Source organism: Streptomyces sp. NPDC127038, from assembly GCF_042725875.1.
Lineage (GTDB): Bacteria > Actinomycetota > Actinomycetes > Streptomycetales > Streptomycetaceae > Streptomyces.
In genome coordinates this window covers 112,740-133,722 of record NZ_JBHXDQ010000002.1, presented here as the reverse complement: position 1 = coordinate 133,722, position 20,983 = coordinate 112,740, and the positions used below count along the sequence as shown (strand labels likewise).

At 70.0% G+C, this 20,983-nt stretch carries 24 protein-coding genes and 5 pseudogenes; 14 read left to right on the top strand and 15 right to left on the bottom strand.

From position 1 onward, the window contains the following. The first annotated feature begins 44 nt into the window (after positions 1-44). The gene (locus tag ACFWI4_RS02070; RefSeq protein ID WP_387189836.1) at positions 45-704 is read left to right on the top strand and encodes a TetR/AcrR family transcriptional regulator; all 660 of its coding nucleotides are present in this window, start codon (positions 45-47) and stop codon (positions 702-704) included. Positions 705-750: 46 nt separating this feature from the next. Here ACFWI4_RS02070 and ACFWI4_RS02065 read toward each other — a convergent pair whose 3' ends face one another. After that, entirely contained in the window at positions 751-1,995 is a 1,245-nt protein-coding gene (locus tag ACFWI4_RS02065; RefSeq protein ID WP_387189833.1) for an MFS transporter, read from the bottom strand. 164 nt (positions 1,996-2,159) lie between these two features. On the opposite strand from ACFWI4_RS02065, the gene ACFWI4_RS02060 reads away from it, so the two are divergent. Then, on the top strand, positions 2,160-3,122 hold the full coding sequence (locus ACFWI4_RS02060; protein WP_387189830.1) for a LysR family transcriptional regulator: 963 nt from the start codon (positions 2,160-2,162) through the stop codon (positions 3,120-3,122). 18 nt (positions 3,123-3,140) lie between these two features. Here the strand turns inward: ACFWI4_RS02060 and ACFWI4_RS02055 are convergent, their stop codons facing one another. Both ACFWI4_RS02055 and ACFWI4_RS02050 read right to left on the bottom strand, forming a co-directional pair. Further along, positions 3,141-4,010, bottom strand: coding sequence for an SDR family oxidoreductase (locus tag ACFWI4_RS02055; protein ID WP_387189827.1), 870 nt, complete (start codon positions 4,008-4,010; stop codon positions 3,141-3,143). A gap of 43 nt (positions 4,011-4,053) precedes the next feature. Further along, positions 4,054-4,467, bottom strand: a complete 414-nt coding sequence (locus tag ACFWI4_RS02050; protein WP_387189825.1) for a DUF1398 family protein — start codon at positions 4,465-4,467, stop codon at positions 4,054-4,056. Positions 4,468-4,574: 107 nt separating this feature from the next. On the opposite strand from ACFWI4_RS02050, the gene ACFWI4_RS02045 reads away from it, so the two are divergent. Then, entirely contained in the window at positions 4,575-5,018 is a 444-nt protein-coding gene (locus tag ACFWI4_RS02045) for a MarR family winged helix-turn-helix transcriptional regulator (protein ID WP_387189823.1), read from the top strand. Between the two features lie 46 nt (positions 5,019-5,064). On the opposite strand, the gene ACFWI4_RS02040 is transcribed toward ACFWI4_RS02045, so the two are convergent. Beyond that, entirely contained in the window at positions 5,065-5,595 is a 531-nt protein-coding gene (locus ACFWI4_RS02040; RefSeq protein WP_387189821.1) for a hypothetical protein, read from the bottom strand. Positions 5,596-5,793: 198 nt separating this feature from the next. On the opposite strand from ACFWI4_RS02040, the gene ACFWI4_RS02035 reads away from it, so the two are divergent. Beyond that, complete coding sequence (locus tag ACFWI4_RS02035; RefSeq protein WP_387189819.1) at positions 5,794-6,315, top strand: hypothetical protein; 522 nt, start codon at positions 5,794-5,796, stop codon at positions 6,313-6,315. Positions 6,316-6,374: 59 nt separating this feature from the next. On the opposite strand, the gene rph is transcribed toward ACFWI4_RS02035, so the two are convergent. The 3 genes and pseudogenes from rph to ACFWI4_RS02020 form a co-directional block, all read right to left on the bottom strand. Beyond that, complete coding sequence (gene rph / locus ACFWI4_RS02030; RefSeq protein ID WP_387189816.1) at positions 6,375-9,071, bottom strand: rifamycin-inactivating phosphotransferase; 2,697 nt, start codon at positions 9,069-9,071, stop codon at positions 6,375-6,377. 429 nt (positions 9,072-9,500) lie between these two features. Further along, positions 9,501-9,896: pseudogene (locus ACFWI4_RS02025) on the bottom strand (MerR family transcriptional regulator); the annotation flags it as partial. Beyond that, positions 9,897-10,115, bottom strand: coding sequence for a hypothetical protein (locus tag ACFWI4_RS02020; protein WP_387189814.1), 219 nt, complete (start codon positions 10,113-10,115; stop codon positions 9,897-9,899). Positions 10,116-10,317: 202 nt separating this feature from the next. On the opposite strand from ACFWI4_RS02020, the pseudogene ACFWI4_RS02015 reads away from it, so the two are divergent. Next, positions 10,318-10,497: pseudogene (locus ACFWI4_RS02015) on the top strand (site-specific integrase); the annotation flags it as partial. Positions 10,498-10,549: 52 nt separating this feature from the next. Here the strand turns inward: ACFWI4_RS02015 and ACFWI4_RS02010 are convergent. Continuing rightward, entirely contained in the window at positions 10,550-10,807 is a 258-nt protein-coding gene (locus tag ACFWI4_RS02010) for a hypothetical protein (RefSeq protein ID WP_387189812.1), read from the bottom strand. Positions 10,808-11,153: 346 nt separating this feature from the next. On the opposite strand from ACFWI4_RS02010, the gene ACFWI4_RS02005 reads away from it, so the two are divergent. Continuing rightward, positions 11,154-11,849, top strand: a complete 696-nt coding sequence (locus tag ACFWI4_RS02005) for a hypothetical protein (protein WP_387189810.1) — start codon at positions 11,154-11,156, stop codon at positions 11,847-11,849. Positions 11,850-12,232: 383 nt separating this feature from the next. Here the strand turns inward: ACFWI4_RS02005 and ACFWI4_RS02000 are convergent, their stop codons facing one another. Continuing rightward, positions 12,233-12,727, bottom strand: coding sequence for a hypothetical protein (locus tag ACFWI4_RS02000; RefSeq protein WP_387189808.1), 495 nt, complete (start codon positions 12,725-12,727; stop codon positions 12,233-12,235). A gap of 471 nt (positions 12,728-13,198) precedes the next feature. Here ACFWI4_RS02000 and ACFWI4_RS01995 point away from each other — a divergent pair, with 471 nt between their 5' ends. Beyond that, positions 13,199-13,594: a DUF6234 family protein gene (locus tag ACFWI4_RS01995; RefSeq protein ID WP_387189806.1), complete on the top strand. Its 396-nt coding sequence runs from the start codon at positions 13,199-13,201 to the stop codon at positions 13,592-13,594. Between the two features lie 13 nt (positions 13,595-13,607). On the opposite strand, the gene ACFWI4_RS01990 is transcribed toward ACFWI4_RS01995, so the two are convergent. The 3 genes from ACFWI4_RS01990 to ACFWI4_RS01980 all read right to left on the bottom strand — a co-directional run bounded on the left by ACFWI4_RS01990 (position 13,608) and on the right by ACFWI4_RS01980 (position 14,824). Continuing rightward, positions 13,608-13,796, bottom strand: coding sequence for a hypothetical protein (locus ACFWI4_RS01990; RefSeq protein WP_387189803.1), 189 nt, complete (start codon positions 13,794-13,796; stop codon positions 13,608-13,610). After that, entirely contained in the window at positions 13,793-14,236 is a 444-nt protein-coding gene (locus ACFWI4_RS01985) for a hypothetical protein (protein ID WP_387189801.1), read from the bottom strand. The genes ACFWI4_RS01990 and ACFWI4_RS01985 overlap by 4 nt, the downstream gene beginning before the upstream one ends. A gap of 123 nt (positions 14,237-14,359) precedes the next feature. Next, positions 14,360-14,824, bottom strand: a complete 465-nt coding sequence (locus tag ACFWI4_RS01980) for a hypothetical protein (RefSeq protein ID WP_387189798.1) — start codon at positions 14,822-14,824, stop codon at positions 14,360-14,362. 363 nt (positions 14,825-15,187) lie between these two features. On the opposite strand from ACFWI4_RS01980, the gene ACFWI4_RS01975 reads away from it, so the two are divergent. The 5 genes and pseudogenes from ACFWI4_RS01975 (at position 15,188) to ACFWI4_RS01955 (ending at position 17,347) form a co-directional block, all read left to right on the top strand. Next, a complete protein-coding gene (locus tag ACFWI4_RS01975) occupies positions 15,188-15,349 on the top strand; it encodes a hypothetical protein (protein WP_387189795.1) in 162 nt (53 codons plus the stop codon). Positions 15,350-15,414: 65 nt separating this feature from the next. Next, positions 15,415-15,564, top strand: a pseudogene (locus ACFWI4_RS01970) (IS256 family transposase); the annotation flags it as partial. After that, positions 15,545-15,744, top strand: a pseudogene (locus tag ACFWI4_RS01965) (hypothetical protein); the annotation flags it as partial. The pseudogenes ACFWI4_RS01970 and ACFWI4_RS01965, both read left to right, overlap by 20 nt. Positions 15,745-16,014: 270 nt before the next feature. Further along, a complete protein-coding gene (locus ACFWI4_RS01960) occupies positions 16,015-16,650 on the top strand; it encodes a DUF4360 domain-containing protein (RefSeq protein ID WP_387189793.1) in 636 nt (211 codons plus the stop codon). Between the two features lie 220 nt (positions 16,651-16,870). Beyond that, complete coding sequence (locus tag ACFWI4_RS01955; RefSeq protein WP_387189791.1) at positions 16,871-17,347, top strand: hypothetical protein; 477 nt, start codon at positions 16,871-16,873, stop codon at positions 17,345-17,347. Here the strand turns inward: ACFWI4_RS01955 and ACFWI4_RS01950 are convergent. Further along, positions 17,259-17,480, bottom strand: a pseudogene (locus ACFWI4_RS01950) (MerR family transcriptional regulator); the annotation flags it as partial. The gene ACFWI4_RS01955 and the pseudogene ACFWI4_RS01950 overlap by 89 nt on opposite strands. Positions 17,481-17,639: 159 nt before the next feature. On the opposite strand from ACFWI4_RS01950, the gene ACFWI4_RS01945 reads away from it, so the two are divergent. Next, positions 17,640-18,086 carry a hypothetical protein gene (locus tag ACFWI4_RS01945; RefSeq protein ID WP_387189789.1) on the top strand — a complete coding sequence of 149 codons (447 nt, stop codon included), beginning with the start codon at positions 17,640-17,642 and terminating at the stop codon, positions 18,084-18,086. Between the two features lie 94 nt (positions 18,087-18,180). On the opposite strand, the gene ACFWI4_RS01940 is transcribed toward ACFWI4_RS01945, so the two are convergent. Then, complete coding sequence (locus ACFWI4_RS01940; RefSeq protein ID WP_387189787.1) at positions 18,181-18,705, bottom strand: MarR family winged helix-turn-helix transcriptional regulator; 525 nt, start codon at positions 18,703-18,705, stop codon at positions 18,181-18,183. Positions 18,706-18,744: 39 nt separating this feature from the next. Here ACFWI4_RS01940 and ACFWI4_RS01935 point away from each other — a divergent pair, with 39 nt between their 5' ends. After that, positions 18,745-19,734: an EamA family transporter gene (locus tag ACFWI4_RS01935; protein WP_387189785.1), complete on the top strand. Its 990-nt coding sequence runs from the start codon at positions 18,745-18,747 to the stop codon at positions 19,732-19,734. Between the two features lie 16 nt (positions 19,735-19,750). On the opposite strand, the gene ACFWI4_RS01930 is transcribed toward ACFWI4_RS01935, so the two are convergent. Further along, complete coding sequence (locus ACFWI4_RS01930) at positions 19,751-20,491, bottom strand: VOC family protein (protein WP_387189782.1); 741 nt, start codon at positions 20,489-20,491, stop codon at positions 19,751-19,753. Between the last annotated feature and the right edge of the window lie 492 nt (positions 20,492-20,983).

Here is a 20,983-nt window from a genome sequence, read left to right as displayed (position 1 = left end):
ATCGGGTAACTTACCGGTCGGTCACTTTGGCATAGGGTGGGGGCATGAGCAAGCAGGCGAGGGCCGCGCAGGGCGCGGGCAGCCATGTGGGCACCAAGGGGATGCCCCGCGCGGACCGGGAGCGGCTGATCCTGGAGGCGGCCGCCGAGGAGTTCGGCACGAAGGGCTACGCGCGTGGGTCGACCGCGCTGGTGGCAGCACGGGCCGGCATCACCAAACCCATGATCTACGAGTACTTCGGGTCCAAGGACAGCCTCTATCTGACCTGCCTCGACCAGGCGGGCACCCGGCTGGTCGAGGCCGTCGCGTCCGCTCAGGAGGGCCCTTCGGACCTCTCGCGTGCCGTGCGCACCCTGGAGGCCGTCTTCCGCGCGCTCGAATCGCGCCGGCACGACTGGGAACTCGTCTACGACGGGACGCTTCCGGCCGAGGGTCCGCTGCCCGCCGCCGCGGCCCGGTACCGCGGGGAGCTCAACCGGATGGGCGCGGTGGGCGTGGCCGAGTTCCTGGAGGCCTCCCCGGGCGTCGAACCGCTCGACGCCGACCTCGTCACCCATCTCTGGTACGGGACGGTGAGCGCCGCCGTCGCCTGGTGGCGGCACCACCCCGAGCAGACCGCGGACGAGATGGCGGCGCGCTTCGAACGGATCGTCGCTGTGCTCTGCCCGGATCTGTGGGCGACGCCTTCGCCCCCCTCAAGTTGACGCGACACCCCTTCCGGGGGCCGTGCTTCAGGTGGACCGGAGGTCCTCAGACGCGCTCCGCCGCCACCTCCGCCCCCGTGACGGGCACCCCGGCCCGCCGGGGGAGGAGCAGCGGGGTCGCGAGCAGGAGCGCACCGGCCAGGGCGACGGCGATGCGCGGGCCGAGCAGTGCGCCGAGCACGCCCCACAGTGCCGTCAGCAGCGCGGTCGAGGCCTTGGTCGTCACCGCCCAGGCGGTCAGCGTGCGGGTGACCCGGTCGTTCCGGGTGCGTTCGAGGCGGTAGGTGGAGGAGACCGGGTTGAACACCCCGCAGCAGAAGATCAGCCCGAGCTCGACCCCCATGACCAGCAGCAGCCCTCCGGTGCCCGGTCCGATGAAGGCCAGGCCGATCGGCCAGAGCGCGCGCAGGGCTCCGGAGGCGACCATGACCCGGTGCTGCCCGTACCGGGTGACCAGCGGCCGGGCCAGCCGGGAGCCGAGCAGTCCGCCGATCGAGGGCGCGGCGAACGCGAGGCCGTACTGCCACGGTGAGAACCCGAGCCGGCCGAGCATCAGGACGGCCAGCAGCGGCTGGGCGGCCATCACCAGGGCGTTGAACAGGGCGGTGTTGAAGAACAGCGGGCGCAGGATGGGATCGGCGAGGATGTACCGCCAGCCGTCGAGCAGTTCCGGGGCCCGCATCCGCGCGGCCTTCTGCCGTTCGGGCCGCGGTTCGTGCCCGCCCGACGCCCGGACGCCCAGGGCGGAGAGCAGATAGCTGACCCCGTCGGCCACCACCGTCGCCACCGGACCCAGAAGTCCGATCGCCGCGCCGCCCAGCGGTGGACCGATGATCGTGGTCGTCCAGGCGGTCGACTCGAACCGGGCCCCGGCGACCAGCAGGTCCTCGGCCCGTACCAGCGTCTTCAGATACGCGCCGGACGCGGCGCGGAAGGTGATGTCGGCCGCCGCGACGACGACGGACACGACCAGGAGCTGGACGAAGGTGAGGACGCCGAGGGCGAAGGCGGCGGGGACCGTCAGCAGGGCCGCGAACCGTACCAGGTCCATCGCGATCAGCACCGGCCGCTTGCGGCGGAACTCCACCCACGGGCCCAGCGGCACCGCCACGGCCGCGCCCACCGCGGCTCCCACCGAGGCGAGCGCCGCCACCACGGCCGGTCCGGCGTGCAGGACGCGGATGGCGATCAGCTCGAACGAGCCGAAGGCGAGCCAGGTGCCGAGCGCGCTGGCTCCGTAGGCACCCCAGAGCCACCCGAAGCGCCGCCCCAGCCGCTGCCCGCTCCTCATACCGCGGCCCCCTCGCCCGTCACTCGTACCGTCGGCCACCCGAACCGCCCGGCACCCGGGCCGCCGATCCTTGCCCGGGACATCAAAGCGAGCATCGGGACCGGGGATCAAACAACCGGCGGACCTCACGCCACAACCGATGGTTGTGGGGCTAGGCTGGGTGGGTGGACCTCGACACCGTTCGGACCTTCGTCGCCGTCGCCGACGCGGGGCGGTTCCAGGAGGCCGCCGCCGAGCTGGCCGTCACCCAGCAGGCCGTCTCCAAACGCGTCGCCGCGCTGGAACGCGGCCTGGGGGTGAGGCTGTTCACCCGCACCCCACGAGGCGCCGAGCTCACCATCGACGGCCAGGCGTTCCTGCCCCACGCGCGCGAGCTGCTGCGGGTCTCCGAACGGGCGGTCGCGTCCGTGCGCACCGCCCGCCGCCCGCTGCGCGTCGACATCATCGCCTCGCGCGGCGCGGCCTCGGGCCTCATGCGCGGCTTCCACGGTACGTACCCCGAGGTCGACCTCGACGTGGTGATGCTCTTCGACATCGACAAGGCCGTCGCCGCCATCCGGTCGGGCGAGATCGACGCGTCCTTCCGCGCGGTCGCCGTCCCGGGCAGGCCGCTTCCCGAGGACATCGCGTCCGTACGGGTTCTCGACGAGCCCCTCCACCTGCTCACCGGCCCCGCGCACGCGCTGGCGGAAGCCGCGTCGGTGACCCTCGCCGAGCTGGTCGGGCACCGGATCTGGATGCCCGGCATCGTCCCCGGCACCGAGTGGGCCGCCTACTACGACGACCTCGTCGCCGCGTTCGGGCTCACCATCGAGGCGACCGGCCCCAACTTCGGCTCCGACGCGCTCCTCGACACCGTCGCCGACACACCGGCGCTCGCCACCTTCCTGGGCGAGCGGACCCTTCCGCGACTGCCGAGGAACGGCGCCCCCGGCGTCGGGCCGGCCGGCCACGGTCTGCGCCTGATCCCGGTGACCGACCCGACGCCCGTCTACCCGCACTCGCTGCTGTGGCACCGCGACAACCCCCACCCGGCGCTGGCCACCCTGCGCACGCACCTGGCCGCCGCGGCGACCGGTCACGACGCGGCCGGGACCTGGACCCCGGACTGGGTGGTCCCCCGCTGAGCTCCGCCGCCACGATGGTCAGGGCGCGGCGGGCCCGTCGGCTGAAGCCCGCAGGAGCTGGTCGAGGGACGTCGGCCGGTGTCCCGTGAGGTCCTCGACGGCGGTGGTCACGGTGGCGAGCGAACCGTCGGCGATGGCCGCGTAGGTGGACACCCACGCGTCGAGCTGCCAGTCGGGAGCCCCGTACACCGCGCGGGAGGCGTACGCCTCCTCGGTCGTCTCCGGGACGTAGGAGACCGGCCGGCCGCCCACGGCGCCGAGGGTGCGCGCCACTTCGGTCAGGGTGAGGGACTCGGGACCGGTGAGCTCGTACGTACGGCCGGTGTGCGGAAGCGGGTCGCGCAGCACCGCCACCACGGCGTCGGCGATGTCGTCCTGGGCGACGACGGCCGCCGCGCCGTCACCGGCGGGTCCGCGGATGACCCCGTCGGCGCCCACGAGGGCGGGCATGAAGTCGGCGTAGAGGTTGTCCCGCAGGAAGGTGAAGGGGATTCCGGCGGCACGGATGTGCTGCTCGGTGTGCCAGTGGTCCCGGGCCAGCGTGAAGGTCGCGTCGGGTGCGGCTCCGTAGAAGGAGATGTAGACCAGGTGCGCGACCCCGGCCCGGGCTGCGGCGTCGACGAAGGTGCGGTGGTCCCGGAGCCGGTCGGGGGACTCCGAGGCCGACACCATCAGGACCCGGTCGGTGCCGCGCAGGGCGTCCGCGAGGGCGTCCCCGTCGTCGTAGGCGCCGGGCACGGCGACCGCGCCGGGCAGCACCGGCGCGCGGGACGGGGTGCGGCACAGGAGGGTCTGCGCGACGCCGGCGTCGGCCAGTCTGCGGGCGACACGTCCGCCGAGGCGGCCGGTGGCTCCGGTGATCGCGTAGGTGACATCGGCGGGAGCCAAGGTTCTCCTCCTTGAACGGGCACCGGGAGTGGCCTTCCCGACGCTACAGCGCGACCGCCTCGTACGACTCGACGTAGGAGCTGCCGTCGGCGCCGAAATAGGTGCAGGTGCGGGCCGTCAGGTCGACGTCGTACCGGACGACGCCCGCCGTCCAGCAGCCCCGGATGAACTCGGGGAACGTCGTCCGGCCGGTCTGGTCGGCGCGCAGTGCCGTGATCAGCGCTTGGGGGTCGAACGGCGGGACGTCGGTCATGCCGGTGATCAGGGGCTCGCCCTGGACGGCCACCGGTCCGGCGGCGGTGAGGTAAAGCATCGCGTTGGACGGCACGGCCATCCGGCAGTGGGTGACGCCGGCCTGGCGCAGCGCCTCGGCGAGGTGGGGGAAACCGCCGACCCGGGGCCGGACGGCCTCTGCGCGCGCCAGCGCGGCCCTCAGGTTGTCGATCGCGTGGGTCATGGTGCTCTCCCGGTCGGGGTGTGGAGGCGCCGCGGAGCGGACACCGCGAGTAGGATGACAACAAATGTACAGAGTGACAACATGTTGTCAAAGTGGAGGAGGCCGGCGTGTCCCGAGTGCCGGACGAGATGGCCCTGCTGGTCGCCGACATCTATGAGGCGGCCGGTGTGCTGCGCAGGTCGGGGGAGGCGCTCGCGGCGGCCGAGGGGCAGACGCAGGCACGTTGGCAGTTGCTCAGCGCCGTTTCCGACGAGCCGCTGCCCGTGGCCCGGGCCGCACGGCGCCTGGGTGTCACCCGGCAGGGGGTTCAGCGCATCGCCAACGACCTGGCCCGCGACGGACTGGCCGACTTCCGGCCCAATCCCGATCACCGGAGTTCGCCGCTCCTCGGCCTCACTCCGCAGGGGCGCCGTGTACTGGAAGGGATCACGGACCGGGCCGCGGCCGCCCACCGGCTGCTCGCCGCAGGGATCGAGCCCGAGGAGATCGCGGCCGCCAGGGATCTGCTGCGGCGCGTGATCGGGCAAGTGGGACGGCAGTGGGGCGAGTAGCCGTCGTCCGGGCCGCCGAGGCCCGGCCGACGGCAGTGTCACGGGGTCACGTCTCCGCGGTCGTCAGCCATCGGCCCGGGTGCCCGGGCGGCAGCCGGAGATCCTCGCGCACGGCCGCGTAGTAGCCCTCGCGGCCCCGGCGCTGGCGTTCCAGGAGCGCCTGCCACGCCTGGGGGTCGAGGGTGCCCGCACGCTGGAAGCGCTCCATCTCCATCACCACGGTCACCCAGACCCGGGCCCGGTCCACCACCTCACGGCTGCCCAGCATGATCAGGGCCTCTCCGGCGGGATCGCGGTCGTCGGTGGCCCGGGCCAGCAGCGGTTCGGCCTCGGCCAGGGCCAAGGGGTGCGGGTGCGGGTCGTTGCCCAGGTGGGCGGCGACCCGGTAGGTGAGGGTCACCGACTTCTTCAACGACCGCGCGTACTCGGAGTACACGGCCAGACGACGTTCGTCCCACCGGTCCGCCCGGTCGCGTTCGAAGCGCTCGCGATCACTGCGGACGAGGGCCAGGTACGAACCCAGGGCACCGATCACGACGCCCACGAGAGCCGGGAGTTGCTGAAGAAAGGCGGACATGTGCGCACCGTACCGGCCCAGTTGGGCGACCGGACAGCGACTGTTGATCTTCCCCGGGCCGGACCTCCGTCACCGCCCGGCTCCTGCCCGCTGCATCTTCCAACTCCGCCCACGGAAAAGCTGGTTGGCCCCGGCGGCGAGGATCCCTTCTCCCGGTGCACCTGGTGCCGCCGGTACGCGATGGCCCAAGCTGGCCGCATGGACTGGTTGCCACTGCTCTCCACCCTGGCCGGGGCCGTGATCGGTGTCGGCTCCACCGTCGTCGCCGACCGGACCCGGTGGAGGCGCGAGGAGGCCAAGGACGGCCTGCGGCTGAGGCTCGATCTCTACACGCAGTACACGACCACCGTGAAGGTCCTCGGCGAGACCCTGCGTGCCCTGGCCGAGCGGCCGTACCCCTCCGACGGCGAGCGGGCGTCGGCGTTGCGCGAGGCCTTCCGGGAGTCGGGCATCGCGGTCGCGTCCGAGCGCATGTGGCTGATCGCGCCCCAGCCCGTCGTGAAGGCCTGCGACGGCGTGTTCCACTGCCTGCGCCGCATCTGCGAGGGATACGCCGACGGCTCCGCGGTCAACAGCCCGGAGGACCGCGCCCGTTGGGAGGCGCGTGGCGTCGCGGCCGCCAGGATGCGCAGACTCATGCGTGAGGATCTGGGCGTCGGCCCCCTCACCGAACGCCACAGCCCGCTTCTCGACAGCCAGGACAACCCGGCCGCACCGTGAGAGCGGGCCGTGGACGTGGGACCGGCGACCGGCACCGACGCCTCGCCCGGCCCGGGCGGTCAGGTCAGGATCTCGACGTACCCGTCGGTGCCGTGCACCCGGATCCGCTGTCCGTCCCGGATCCTCCGGGTGGCCCGGTCCACGCCCACGACGGCCGGCAGACCGTACTCGCGGGCGATCACCGCGCCGTGGGTCATCAGACCGCCCACCTCCGTCACCAGCCCCGCGACCGCGACGAACAGCGGTGACCAGCTCGGGTCCGTGAACGGCGTGACCAGGATGTCGCCCTCCTCCAGATCGGCGTCCGCCATGTCGAGGATCACGCGGGCCCGTCCCTCGACGGTCCCAGCGGACACGGGCAGACCGACCAGGGCGCCGGCCGGGGCGTCGTCGCGACGGTACGCCCCGTCGACGGCCTCACCGTCCGAGGTGAGCACCCGGGGCGGGGTGAGCGCCTCGTACGACCGGAACGCATCCTTGCGCCGTGCCAGGAGCCCTTCATCCACCCGGTTCGTGCGCGCGACGTCCTGGAACTCCTGGAACGTCAGATAGAAGACGTCCTCGGCCTCACGCAGCACCCCGGCCCGGGCGAGGCGCCCGGCCTCCTCCAGCAGGGCCCGCTTGTAGACGAAGGAGCGGCTGACGATGCCGTACTTCGGATACTCCCGGTACCCGGCGAAGGCCCTGACCTGGTCGATCATCCGCTTGGCCGCGTCGGCTCTCCGGTCCCCGTCCGGCAGCTCCCGCAGACGGGCCAGCACGTCCTGTTCCTTCGCCGCCGCCTTCCGGCGCCCCTGCTCGAAGCGCCGCGCGGCAGCGCCCGGTTCGAAGTTCCTGACGTTGTCGAGGATCACGGGAACCAGGGTTCCGGGGCGTTCACGCCAGCGCGGCCGGGTGATGTCGATCTCGCCGACGCAGCGCATGCCGTACCGGTCGAGATAGGCCTCGACGGCGTCGCGGGCCTCGGCCCCGCCCGCGACCTTCGCCAGCTCGTCCAGGAACCCGTCGCCCTCGACGTTCCGCAGGAACGCCACCACCTCCGGCCGCGCCCGGACCACGTCGGCGACGTCGAGCAGGTCGAGACCCATCTCCGAGGTGATGTTGTCCGGGGCGGACAGCGTCAGCGTGTCGGCCGCGTTCTTCTCGCCCAGCCAGTCAAGCAGTCTGTCGTTGAGCCACCAGGTGGCCTCCATCCCCGCCATGATCGCCTGGATGTTCAGCGGATCACCGAGGACCCGCCGGTGCTCGGCGAAGGCCTCCAGCAGGAACGCGAACAGTGCCGGTCCGGTCTTCGAACGGATGCCGTGCTCCAGCGCCGCGAGGGACGCACGGCTGCGCTCGATCAGTTCGGTGACGATGGCCGGATCGGCCTCGGCCGGGGTGGCGCACGGGTCTTCCTCCGGCGGCTCGACCGAACCGTCCGCCGACGTCCCGACCGGCTCGGCCTTCGACGGTCCGCCCTGGCCTTCCGGGGTCGTCCCGACCCGGTCTCCCGCCGGCGGTCCGACGGGATCCGGTTCCGGGAGGGACGGGAGGAGGCCGCTGTGGTCGATGACGGTCTCCAGCGCGTCCCTGACCAGGGGGTCCCCTCGCCCCATGACCTCCAGGAGGGCGGCCCGGCTCGCGGGCGAGGCCAGACGGGGCGCGGCGTCGACGAACAGCCGTCCGCCGGCCTCGTGCATCGGCGCCATCGCCGTGAGCTGCCACATGGACAGGCCCAGCGGCTTCATGGCGTCGGTCATCATCTGCTGGTGCCCGACCGAGACATAGATGTGGTTCTCCTGGTCACCGCGCTCGGGAACGGGGAACAGGGTCGTGATGGGCCGGCTCTGGACGATCCGGAAGCCGTCGTCGGCCAGGCACCATTCGATGTCCTGGGGGCGCCCGAAGTGCGCCTCGACGCGCCGCCCCAACTCCACCAGCCGTACGGCCTGTTCATCCGTCAGCGCGGGCAGCTCCTGGTGCCGCGGCTCGATCGCCGTCTCCCGGGTGCCGCCGCCCGGCAGGGCGTGGACGGCGAGCCGCTTGGCGGCGATCGTCCTCTCGACCACCGCGCCGTCGCGCACCTTGAAGACGTCCGGGTTCACCAGGCCGGACACCAGGGCCTCGCCGAGGCCGAAGCCGGCGTCCACGGTGGCGACCTTCCGGTGTCCCGTCACGGGGTCGGCGGTGAACAGGATGCCGGACGCCTCCGGGAGGACCATCCGCTGCACGACCACGGCCATGTGGACCGTACGGTCGTCGATGCCGTTCCGCCGGCGGTAGGTCACGGCCCGCTCGGTGAACAGCGAGGCCCAGCACCGGCTGATGTGCCGGAGGATCTCCGCCGGTCCCACGACGTTCAGATACGTGTCCTGCTGGCCGGCGAAGGAGGCCGTCGGGAGGTCCTCCGCCGTCGCGCTGGACCGGACCGCGTACGCCGAGTCCTCGCCCAGCCGGGCCAGCGCCCCGGCGATCGCCGCCGCGATGTCGGCCGGCACGGCCGTGCCCTCGACGCCCGCGCGGATCCGGGCACTCAGCGCGCGGATCGCCTCGCGGTCGTCCGCGCTCACCCGCGCCAGCTCGTCGAGCGCCCCGCCGATCGACGGCGTCCGCGCCAGAACGCGCTCGAAGGCCTGCGTCGTCACGCAGAAGCCGGCCGGTACCCGGGTGCCCTCGATCCGCGACAGCTCGCCCAGGTGCGCGCCCTTGCCACCGACGTCCGCGATCCGAGTCCCGTCGACCTCGTGAAGATCCATCACGTACCGCTCGGTCATGCCGATTCCTCCGAGGCCGCCCTGCTCCGTCGTCCCACGATGTCCGGTCGCGTCACTGGCGCCTTCCGCTCCGTCCGGGCCCATGTCGTGCACGTTCTCATTTCTGATCCCCGATTCCCGATCCCAAAAGGCCCTCCCGCCGACGCGTCGTCGGGACGTTCCGCCGGCCGGTGCCGCACCCACGCGTCCCGCGGGACGGGGCGCAGGTCGACGATTGTGCGCCGTGACCGGGGCCTTGCGGCAAGGCCCCCCATGCGCTATACGTTAAGAGAGGCAAGGAGAGGACTCTCCTTGCCTTCGCCATGTGCCGGTCCTAGTCCTGGCCTTGCTGGTGTGCCGGATCCCGGCCCCGTGCCGTACGGGCCTTCGCCCTGGGCGCCCCGCGCCCCGTGCCGTCGGGTGCCTCGGCCCCGTGCCGTCCGGCCGGTCTCAGGCCACGACCAGGCGCAGGCCGAGTACTGCCGTGTCGAGGGCGAGCATGTCGCGGTTGCGTTCGGCCCAGCGGCCCGAGGCGAGGTCCTTGCTCAGTCCGGTCACGGCCCGCTCCTCGGCCCACGGCCCGACCCTGGTCCACACCGACAGGGCGCGGCGCACGGACGCGTCCAGATACGCCTCCGGCCGGCGCCAGTGCGCCTCGAAGAAGCCGTCCGCGCAGTCCCACGGAATCAGCACCGGCTCCGCCCGGCCCTCGATCGCCCGGGTCAGCTCGGCCGGCGAGGGCCAGTCGGCGACGAGCCCGGCGACCTCGGGCAGATAGTCGCGGGTGAGCCAGAACCGATCGCTCCACGCCGCGCCGCTGCCGTCGTGCGTGAACACCACCACGCGTCAGCCACCCGCCGTGGCGTTCTCGTCCGGGCCTGTTGCCTCGGCGGCTTCGCCGTACATGCGGACGCGGAGGCGCTCCTTGGCCGTGTCAAGACGCTGGGAGTAGTCGGGCATGAAGATCTCGCTCAGCGTCGTGTCCAGCGTTCCGGAGATCGCATAGATCGGTGACCAGACGGCTCGGTCGCACACGATCCCCTCAAGGTCGTCGGACTGGAACATCACTTGATAGAGCCGGTCCGACAGTACGAAGGAACCAGGCTGGGTGGAAGCTGAACCACAGGTGCTCATGTTCCCAGAACCAGTGCGAAAGGCGGTGTTGAGCTGGGCACTGCGAGACGGGTAGTTGCCCGCTCAGTCGTGGCAGGCAGTCCGCCCTCGCCATTTCCCGCCCGGTGCCGGCAGCCTGCCGCTGACGACGTTGACTCGCACCGGGCGCCAGGTGGAGCCGCGGAACGTCTATCGCTCCTTCACCCGGGTCGCCGAGTCCGCCGGCCTTCGTGTGGATCCGGCTGTATGACGCTCGGCACGGCACGCCACCTTGCTCGCGGCGGCCGGAGTCGCGCCCCGCGTCGTGATGGAGATCTTGGGGCAGCCTGCTGTCCGCCAGTGACCGTGACTCCCTGCTGTATCCCGACTGAACGGGCACGGACTACTCATTCAGCATCCGGATCTTCGAGGCCGAGGTGTTCCGGAGTTTCGAGGAGCGCCGCCTGCCTCTGGGCGTCGGGCTCACGGCTGGCCACCTCGCGGATTATCTGGGCAAGTCTGTGCCTGTCCTCGACGGAGAGCTGGTTGAACTTGTCCGCGATGTCTTCGAACCACGGCACGCAGACGTCCGGGTCGACGTCATCGTCATCAGTCATGTCGATGGAGATCAGGAGGTTTGCCAGGGCATCGGCAAGCGTGATCAACAAAGGGTCCGGCATGGTGTCCTCCGGTGGTTCGAGACAGTTGGCCGGACCCTACGTGAGGTCAGCGGAACGGCTTTGCGCTGGCACTGTTTTGGGGAGTGATGATGGCCCCGTAGCTTCCGGCGCGTCGGGCAGTCTGTGGACCTGCCAGGTAAAGCACGACGTTGGGGCCATGATCTTCGAGGCTCCCTTCCCCAAAAAAGTGGCTGCCTAAAGCCGTGAGCCGACCGCCCCAGCCACGACGGGTTCTGGCCTCGTGCCGCCGGCCAACCCTTTCCAGGGCGAGCGTCGGCGCAGCGCGCGGACGGGTTACGCCGGCCGCAGCTTGGGTCCGTAGCCTGGCGCTATGTCCGATGACATTCTCGCCCTGTGGCCTCTCGCGCTCGCTTCCGAGACCGACTGGCTCGCCGAGCTTGCCCAGAACGATGGCCTCACCGGCTACGAGGCGCCGGCGCTGCCTGACGCCGCCTGGGTGCTCAGCGGCATGTATCAACGCGGTGTAGCCGCAGGCGATTCGGTCAACGACAGTCAGAGCCGAAACGAGCATCCCGGTCCGGGTTGGGAGCGGCTGCGCTGGGCAGAGCTGGCCGCCCGTATTGGTGATCCGGTCGTGCCGCAGGGCCTGTACCCCTGCCATCGTTGCTTCCCTTCCTGGAAGAGGGCGGGCCTTGGGCCCGACTCCGTCGAATGGCCCGCCGAAGGTAGTCTCGACAGGCCGACATGGGATCAGCTGATCCGGCTTCTTACAGCTCACAGCCCTCAGGGGCCGAACACTCCTTGCCTGGCGTACTACAACCCGATCGTCACAAGGGACTTTGAGAAGGGGCAGGTTCGTTCCGGCCGCTTGGGCGACGCCCAAGGGCTCTTCGACAACCCGGACATCCTCTGCATTCCGTCCAACTTGTGGGCCGTGGACCGTTCCTGGGTAGTCTTCACCGACTACGACCTCTGGGGGACCAAGGTGTGCGGCCCCCGCGCACTGGTTGAGGCGCTGCTCGCGGATCCAGAGATCGAAGCGATCCGCCTGCCTTGGACCAGCTGATGACTTGGCGGGCGGGTCAATCGCCGGTTCTGGAAGAGTCCACCGTGCCGCGGTTTCGGGCTCTGCGCGTGGATGCTGGCCTGACGGGTGCCGTATTGGCACGTGGGGCAGCCGACGGTTTCCCAAGTGGAGAACGGGCCGGATGGTTCCCAGCCGTGCCCTGACAGGGCTGCGGAACCGGTCGGGTGGTTTCTGGATTGCCGAACCCGACCCGCGGGTGGCCGAGCAAGCCTTCACCGGGACGGCACTGGTGGGGCCGCTTGGCTGTGTGACGCTGCTTAGCGATGGCGCGACGCGACTTGTCGACCTCTTCGAACTCGACACCTGGCAAGAGACGTTGGCCGTTCCCGCATCGGTCGGACCCGGTCGGGCCATGAGGCTGCTCATTGCGGGAACGAAGATCCCTCGCTGACAGCGGCAAGGAGTTCGAACGGGAACTCTCTGTCGCCCTGCCCGATCGTGAGCCCGAGCCAACGACCGGTGGACGGTATCCGCCATGCCAGCAGATTGATGGCGAGGCCGCTCAAAGAGCTCAAAGGCTCGGGCGCGGGCTCGGTGTTGGGATAGTCCGGGTCGTCGAGTCCGAGGTACAGCCACAGGTCGACCGCGGTCGGATCGCCCCAACGCTCGGTCAGAATGCCAGCCAGTGCCGTTAGGTCGACCTCCAGCTCCTGTACCGCTGGCTCGACAATTTCGGAGCTTCGGTCATCCCAGAAATCCTGGGTCGCCCGAAGGACGGCTATGTGGAAGCCAGCCCCGCCCCAGCCGTGTTCCGTCTTCGTGTCCCCCTTCCCCTCGGGGAACGGCTGGGCGATCAGGGTGTCGATGATCGACAGCTGTTCATCGGTGGAACTTGCGGACTGGTTCTGGGGCGGCACGGGGCTGGAGTGTAGGGCTGTCGCCGCACGGAGCCCCGCCTGTTCGAGGTGACTTGGACGAATGCTCAACCGAAGTTGACGACCCGCGTATCCAGCACCGACAACGGTGACCACGGAACCGACTGCTGGCCACTCTGTGGGGTCGAGATGGCCCTCAGCGATATCGACGCGGTCGACCACACCAATCTCCCCGGACGGAATCTGCACCCTGAGCCCGTAGTGCATGTGCTGGACCACTGTTCCGCCGGTCAGAGACCACTTCCGCAGTTGGTGAGGCATAGCCCCAAGACTTCCAGGGCTTCGGCGGGCGGAGCAGTTGATCGCCCGACATAACGCCTTCAAGCTCACTACACACTCGCCGTTGCTGTTGCGGCTCGGAGATGGCGCACCTGTCTGGCCGCATTCCCCACCGCAAGTGGGTTGAGTACGGGTGCTCATGTGCATCACCGCCGGTCTCGGCACCATGCAGCCATGACGAAGAGTGCCTTAGCGCCGGAGCGGCGACGCCCCTGGTCGCACCGAACACCCCTGGGCCAGGACTTTGTGCTCGCGATTCCGCTGTTCCTGACCGGGACCGCGTGGCTGGTGAAGGACTGGGTGCTTGATTTCGGCCTGGCGGTACGGGCCGCGCAGGGCGACCAAGCGCAGGTCGATACCGCCAGCTTCGCGTTCATGGGCAGGCTGCGGGTGGTGCTGGTCACGGCACTTGTTTTGGTGGTTCTCGCGGGACCTTTCCGCGCGCCCTGGACGGTGACCGCGCACCTGGTGGCTCTCCTGTCCGCCGTGATGCTCGGGCACGTGCAGCAGCAGTGGGAGCACGACCATGCTCCGCCGGCCGGGTGCATCCGCTACAGCTCGAACTGCTGAGACGGCCCCGGCGCTACCGCTTCTGGGCTCGGTACTTCTTGAGCAGGGCCGTGATCTTTTCGCTGTCGGCCGCGCCGTTCAGCTCGACCAGGAGAAGATCGGGACACAGTTCGTAGAGATCGCCCCACCATCGGCGCCCTCTGTTGTCCCAGATCCGGTAGCCGCCCGGCACGCCTCTGGCCACGTACCGACGCTTACTCATGGCTGCTTCCCGGGTCGTGACAGTCGCAGGGCTTCGTCACGGACTCCCTTGTCATTGTCGGCGGCGAGTCTCACGAGCTGGTCCACGAACTCGTCCGTCCGGTCGTCGGCGATCATCCGACTCTGGTAGCCGAACACCTCGCCGTCCAGTTGGTCGACGGTCGACCACTCCTCGGCCCGCGACAGCGCCGCCAGCACCGCGCGCAGACCGACCAGGTCCCTCCGTTCGAGCAAGGCCCGCGCCGTCTCCTGCGTAACTGCCGTGTCGTGGGCGTCCAGGAGGAGCCGCTCAAGGACCGGGCCGACCTCTTCCCGCTCGGCCCACGCCGCAAGCTGTCGGCCGGCCGCGGTTCTTCGAGACCACGATTCCGATTCCGAGTCACGAAGCGCTGCCGCCAATCGGTCCGCCCACTGGTCCTGGCTCACATAGCCATACTGCATGGAGCGCGATCGTGCAGGAAGAGACCAAAGCACTGCTCAAGCGCCGGGAGAAGGCTTGAGAAACGTCGTGGCGCAAGTCACCGTGGCTACCTGCTCGGCCGGGCGCGCAAGGGGGCACGCTGCCTAGACGGCCTCTTGGTAGACCTCGACCTTCATGGGTGTCTGCTCACGGATGGCAGCCCAGGCATCCCGAGCGGTGAGGGCTTCCAGCCACCGTTCTAGATCCTCACCTGAGTCGTGAAAGAACCAAGAGCTGAAGTCCCCCAGAGCGGCCAAAGCCGGTACCGGCTCGTAGATCAGCTCGCAGTGGACCTGGACGAAGTGGGCATGGTCGCCGTCCTCGTCCAGCACTTCGAATTGGCGCGTGAGGTCGAGTGAGAACGCGTCCGGACCATCGAAGGTGTACACCCCATACTGAAACAGCAGACCGTCGGCGTCGGTCGAATCCGCCGTGCTGAACCGCATCCGGCCGAAGCGGATGAAGGCAGACCATGCGTCCTCGGTCATTGAAGGGCCCGATAGCCGGCCCACGCGCAGCTCCGCCCGAAGGAGGTCTGCCGCTTCGCCGATCGATGATCTGCCGGACATGCGCTGATCCCGTCTCTCGCGGAGGAGTGCTCAGCGTACGAGCGCGGTCGGTGGAGCGGCTTTGGGCGGGACCTGCCATGGGGCGAGTGATCATGGCCCCGTAAGCGGAGCCGACCGCCCCGGCCGCGACGTGTTCTGACTCAGGAAGGCTACGAAGTCTGGTGCCGGTCAAGGTAGTTCAGTGCGGTTGCCGTACCTCGCTGCTTTACGACTGCGACGTCACGCGGATTGGGAGCCGCTCGCACTGCCCCGTAGTCTCTGTATCGACCACATGGCAAGGACGGGGGCGTTCACGCAATGGCGAAGCCGGTACGTGCAGCACTGGGGGATGTCTGGCTCAACTGCCAGGTCTGCCGAGGAGATGTGTTCCGAGAGCGAGGTGTTCTGCTGAACAGCACCGGCATGGAGTTCATGAAGCTGGCCTGGGCCGATGAGAACGCCACCGGTCTGATCTGCTGGCGGTGCGGCTACGTGCACCTCTTCGTCAACAAGGACATCAAGCTCTACCGAGCGGACAAACAGTAGAGCCGAGTACGGCTTTGGTCGCTTCGGCCGCCTTCCCCAACTGCCCCGAGTTGGTCCCTGAGCGAGACGAGCACGGGCGCCGCCTGGTGGTCCGCAACGGTCATCATCGGCCCCGCACCGGAGAAACTGCGGCCGGCCCGGTCGAGGTGGCGGCCCCGCGGGTGAACGACCGTCGTGCCGACGAGGCCACCGGCGAGCGCAAGCGGTTCTCAAGCTGCCCGCGCCGCCGGCATGCGAGCCTTCGCCTATGCCGGCGGACTCACCCCGGCCTCACCCCGGCCGAACGCCTCGAAGGCCCCGCCACCGTCGTCTTCCACGACATGCGCCGACTGCCGAACCTCGTCGCCGAGCGGCAGTCGGCTCTTCACCAAGCACCGCCCACCCACAAGGTTTGACAATTGCTCACCGCCCCTGTGGGCCTGGACATCGGCGTAGCCCCGTGGGGCTTGTTCGAATTCACGCCGGCCACCGCATCCGGGCTCGCGCCGCTCTGTCCCCGCGTGTGGGTGAACCAGCCCTCCACCTCGAAGGCCGATTGAGTGACTGACCGGTCACGTTACGTATGCGGGTGCGCAGTACGTGGTGCGATGCCCACGTCAAATCCGGTTGGCCGGGCTCGGACAGTGGCGCCCGCCCCGGATCCGTGGACAAGTGAAGGAAAGCCCATGGTACTCCGCGCGCTCGCGGCGGCTGGTGTCGCCACGTCATTGTTCGGCTGGTCGGCCTCTGGTGCTGGCGCGGCTACGCCCCGGCCGCCCGACCGGATCGTCGTCGACAGTGTGGCGGCCAACGGTACCGGCTGCCCGCAGGGGACGGCCGCCGTCGCCGTCTCCCCTGACGGCAGCGCCTTCAGCGTCACCTACAGTAACTACCTCGCCCAGGTGGGACCTGGCTCGGCGCCGGCCGACTCCCGGAAGAACTGTCAGCTCGACCTGGCCGTGCACGTCCCCGGTGGCCTCACGTACGCGATCGTGTCCACCCAGTACAACGGCTTCGCGTCACTGGCGCCGGGGGCGTCCGGGACCCAGCGGGCCAGCTATCACCTCCAGGGCAACGCCGCCACCAGCAAGACCCATAACTTCGCAGGCGGGTTCACAGGCGACTGGCAGACGACCGACACCGTGCCCGTCGCCGCCCTGGTCTTCGCCCCCTGTGGTCAGGAGAGCAACCTCGACATCAACACCGAACTGCAGGTCGACCCCGGCACCTCAAGTCCGGGCGCCACCAGTTTCCTGGGCATGGACTCGACGAACGGCACGGTCAAAACCGTGTACCACGTGGCCTTGAAGAAGTGTCAGTGATCTCGTGATTCCCTGGTCAGGGTGAACAGCTGGGGTGCCTCCTCCGCCACAGCGGTTGATCCCCTTGCGCGCGCCGGAGAATCTCCGAACACTGCTGTGACGCTCGCGGAACCGGGTCGGCTTCGGCGCTGCACTACGGCTGTTCCTGGGTCGGCCGACCATGTGCGGGAACCGGTCACTCGTCCACCGCGTCAAGTCCGACTGGTGGAGGAAGGTGCGCATGAAGAAGTTGACCGTCTCGCTCGGCGGTGGGCTGCTGGTCGTCGGGATCACCGCAGGGGCGTGGTGGAACTGGTTCCGCGAGCCTTATGCCCTGGCCGACGCGCCCAGGGTCGACGTGACGGTGCGCGCGGAGAAGTCCACGTACCCCGACGTGCAGGAGACGGCCGAGGACGTCGACACTCTCGTACGGGTCTACGTGCAGCGGCTCAAGGACGGAGACACGAAGGGGATCGCCGAGCTCGCCGGGCCCGCTTACCAGCAGCCCGGGCCCACCGCGGCCGAGTACGTGCGCAAGTACGGCCGAGCGGCGGGCGGCCACGTCGAAGCCACCGTGCTGGAGGGGGTCGTGCCCTACTTCAACCCGGTGACGGTGACGTACGAACGAACCGGCCAGCGGCAGGAGCTGCTGCTGGTGAAGGACGACGGGCACTGGTGGATAGGCCTCGGCGACGGAGATCCTGCGGCGGGCTCGTAGCGAGTCGCGCGATCTCCCGCAGTCCGAACCCCAGCCGCCGGTGGGCGAGTACCTCCCGCAGCCGCTCCACGTCGCCCGCCGTGTACGCCCGGTATCCGGCGGGGGTCCGCGCGGACGGCCGTACGAGGCCGATCGCGTCGTAGTGCGCCGCTTTGGTGCGGACTTGTCAACTCAACGGACGCGCAACGATAGTTGTCCCGTTCGATGCGGTAGGGGCGGGTGGCGAGGGGGCGGGCCGTTGAGGCGGGACGAGGGTGCGGGGGAACTCGGTGGCAGGCGCGGGACCTATCCGATGGCGAGCGTCACCGGGGCCGTGCTTCAGATGTTGCGGCGGTTCGCTGTGCTCTTCTGCATCATCGTGCTGGGATTCCTGGTCTTCAAGAGGCCGGACGGGGGGCTGTCCAAAGGGCTGATCATGGTGGCCGTGATCGTCGGTCTGGTCGGTCTGCGGGCCGCGTGGGGCTGGTTGTCCGTGCGGCTCGGGGTGCGCGTGTGTCACCTCCACACCGGCGGTGTCGTGGTCACCGGGCTGTTCGGCCAGACGAAGCACGTCGTGCCCTGGGACCGGGTCGCCGTCCTGAAGCACATGTCCAACATGTCGCCGCTGCTGACCTTCCACCGGTTCGAGCTGGTGCGCCACGACGGCGGGAGCGTGGCGATCCTCGTCCTCCAGCGGAACCCGGAGTTCGCGTCGGCGCTGAAGCGGGCGTCGCATCTGGCCGGTATGCGGGAGGCGTGACCGCGGGGGCCACAGGCCCGCCGGACGGGCACGGACCCGCACGAGGACCGGGTGCCGGGTGTGTGCCCGGCGCGATCTGGCGGCGAGCGGGGTGTCACCCGGTGCCGTGAGCGCCCGGGTTTTCGATCCGGGAGAGCCAGGTGGTCAACAGGGTCTCCAGCGACGCGGCCTCCGTCGTGGTCAGTAGATCCAGCAGACGGCGTTCATTGCGCATGTGGTCCGTGAACGCCTGGTCGATCAGCTCGCGTCCCGGCCCGGTCAGGGCCACGATCCGGGCTCGCTGGTCGTCGCCGGAGCGGCGGCGGGTGACGAGTCCGGCCCGCTCCAGGCGGTCGATCCGCTTGGTCATCGCGCCGGTGGTGACCATCGTGTGCGCCGCGAGTTCACCCGGTGCCCGTTCGTAGGGTTCACCGGCGCGGCGCAGTGCGCACAGCACGTCGAACTCGCCCTCGCCGAGCCCGTAGCGCTCGTAGACGAGGCGCAGCTCCTCGCCGAGGCGGTCCGCCAGGCGGTGCAGCCGGCCGATTACGCCCTGGGGGGTGACATCGACGTCGGGGCGCTCGCGGCGCCACTCCGCCTGGATGCCGGCCACACGGTCGAGGGGTTCTCCGTACTCCATGCCCCCATGGTAGCTTCCCGGGAAGGTATATTAGCTTCCATGGAAGCTAATATACGAAGGGTGGCCCTGACCGCGTTCGCGCCCGTGGCCTGGGGAGCCAACTATTTTGTGACGCACGAGTACCTGCCCGCCGACCGGCCGCTCTACGGGGCGGCTCTGCGGGCGCTGCCCGCCGGACTCGTTCTGCTCGCGCTGCGCAGACGGCTGCCGCACGGTGCCTGGTGGTGGCGCTCCGCGGTGCTCGGACTGCTCAACATGAGCGTGTTCTTCGTCCTCGTCTACGTCGCTTCCCAGCTGCTTCCGACGAGCGTGGCCTCGACGGTCATGGCGGTCGCGCCCCTGACGATGATGCTCATCGCCTGGCCCCTGGTGTCCGAGCGGCCCCGGCCCGCCCACCTGGCCGGCGCCGTGACCGGGCTCGCGGGGGTCTGCCTCATGCTGCTCACCGGGGTGGACGCCGTGAGCCTGCCCGGGGTCCTCGCCTCGGCGGCCGCCATGCTGGTGTCGTCCTTCGGTTTCATCCTGGCGAAACGGTGGAACGCCGGTGCCGACGTGCTCGCCTCCACCGCCTGGCAGCTCATCGCCGGGGGTGTGTTCCTGCTGCCCGTGGCCGCCGTCGTCGAAGGCGCTCCGCCCGCGCTCTCCGGACCGACCCTGCTCGCGTTCGGCTACGTCACCCTGATCGCGACGGCGCTCGCCTTCGTCGCCTGGTTCACCGGACTGCGGCAGCTGCCGACGGGGACGGTCGGACTGATCGGACTGCTGAATCCGGTCACCGGGGTACTGCTCGGCACGGTGGTCGCCGGAGAGGTGCTGACCCTGCGGCAACTGGGCGGACTCGTCCTGGTCCTGACCGGAGTCGTCCTGGGCGGACCGAGGCGCGCGGACCTACCCGCGGCCAGGGAGGCGCCTCGGCGCGGACGGCCGACGGCACGGACACCGGGTCGGTCGAGCCCGTGCCCGGGACGGACCGGTGCACTCCCTGACGAGGCCGCAACTGGTTGCCCCGACCGATTGCCCTACCGGTAGCCCCTACCGGTAGCCCCTACCGGTTGCCGCGTACGAGGAACTCGTTGCCGTCGGGGTCGAGCAGCAGGACTCCCTCGCCCAGGACCTCACCGTCGGCGGGGCGGGTCGCGCCGAGCGAGACCAGACGGTCGATCTCGGCGTCGACGGCGGCGCCGTCGGGAAGCGACAGCTCGAAGAACAGCCGGTTCACGCCCACCTTCGGCGCCACCGGGGGACCTCCCCAGGTGATCTTCGTGCCGCCGTCCGGTGACTGGATCGCGGTCTCCTGGTCCTGGTCCCAGACCAGCGGCCACCCCAGCGCCTCGCTCCAGAAGCAGCCGACCTCCCGCGTGCCGTCGCAGGCCAGCGCTCCGATGAAACCGGTGTCGGCGAGGAACTTGTTGCCCGCCTCGATGACACAGAACTCGTTGCCGTCCGGGTCGGCGAGCACCACGTGTCCCTCTTCGGGGCGCTGGCCCACGTCGAAGTGCTCACCGCCGAGCTCCAGGGCCCTGGCCACCGTCTGCCGCTGAGCCTCCGGGGAGGCACTGGTGAGATCGAAGTGCGCCCTGTTCCGGCCGGACTTGGGCTCCTGGCTCGGCAGGAACCGGATACGGAACCCGGCGCCGTCGGGCGGCACGATCACGACGCCGCCGTCGGCAGCGCCGTGATCGTACGGAGCCCCGGCCGGGCCCCAGCCCAGGACGCCCGACCAGAACCGCGCCAGATCCGACGGCCGACCCGCGCGAAAACAGATCGCGAACAGCTGACTGGTCATAACTCGAACAACTCCGATCCGCCGACGGCCGACTCGACCCCGTACCGGGGTACGCGGGCGCAGCCTAGGGACGACCGAGCGACCCCCGCATCCGAATAACCGCTGACCGAGGGCCAGTTGAATCCGGTGGTCCCGAGGCACGGCCCGAGTCCAGCTCAAACGTCGACGTCCTGTCGGGAGTTCTGGCCGCCGGTGCTCCTCCGGGCAGTGCCCGGCGACCCATCTCCCCGTGATGAGGAACGTCGTCCCGTCCCTGCCTCTTCCCGGCGAAGCGTCTCGAATAAGGACAACGTAACCCCGTGCCCTCGCAATACGGCCAGGTGTGGCATATCGCCAGGCCGGGGCGCCTTGTTCTGACGTTCCGGGGCCGTGGCACCGCGTCGCCGTGGTGAGTGCACCGGCGAGCGTCGTCGTTGCGTTCGTGCTGGTCCGCCGCCTGTCGACCGGTACCCGGCGCCAGGTGTGGATGAGGGGCCGGATATCGACGGGGCT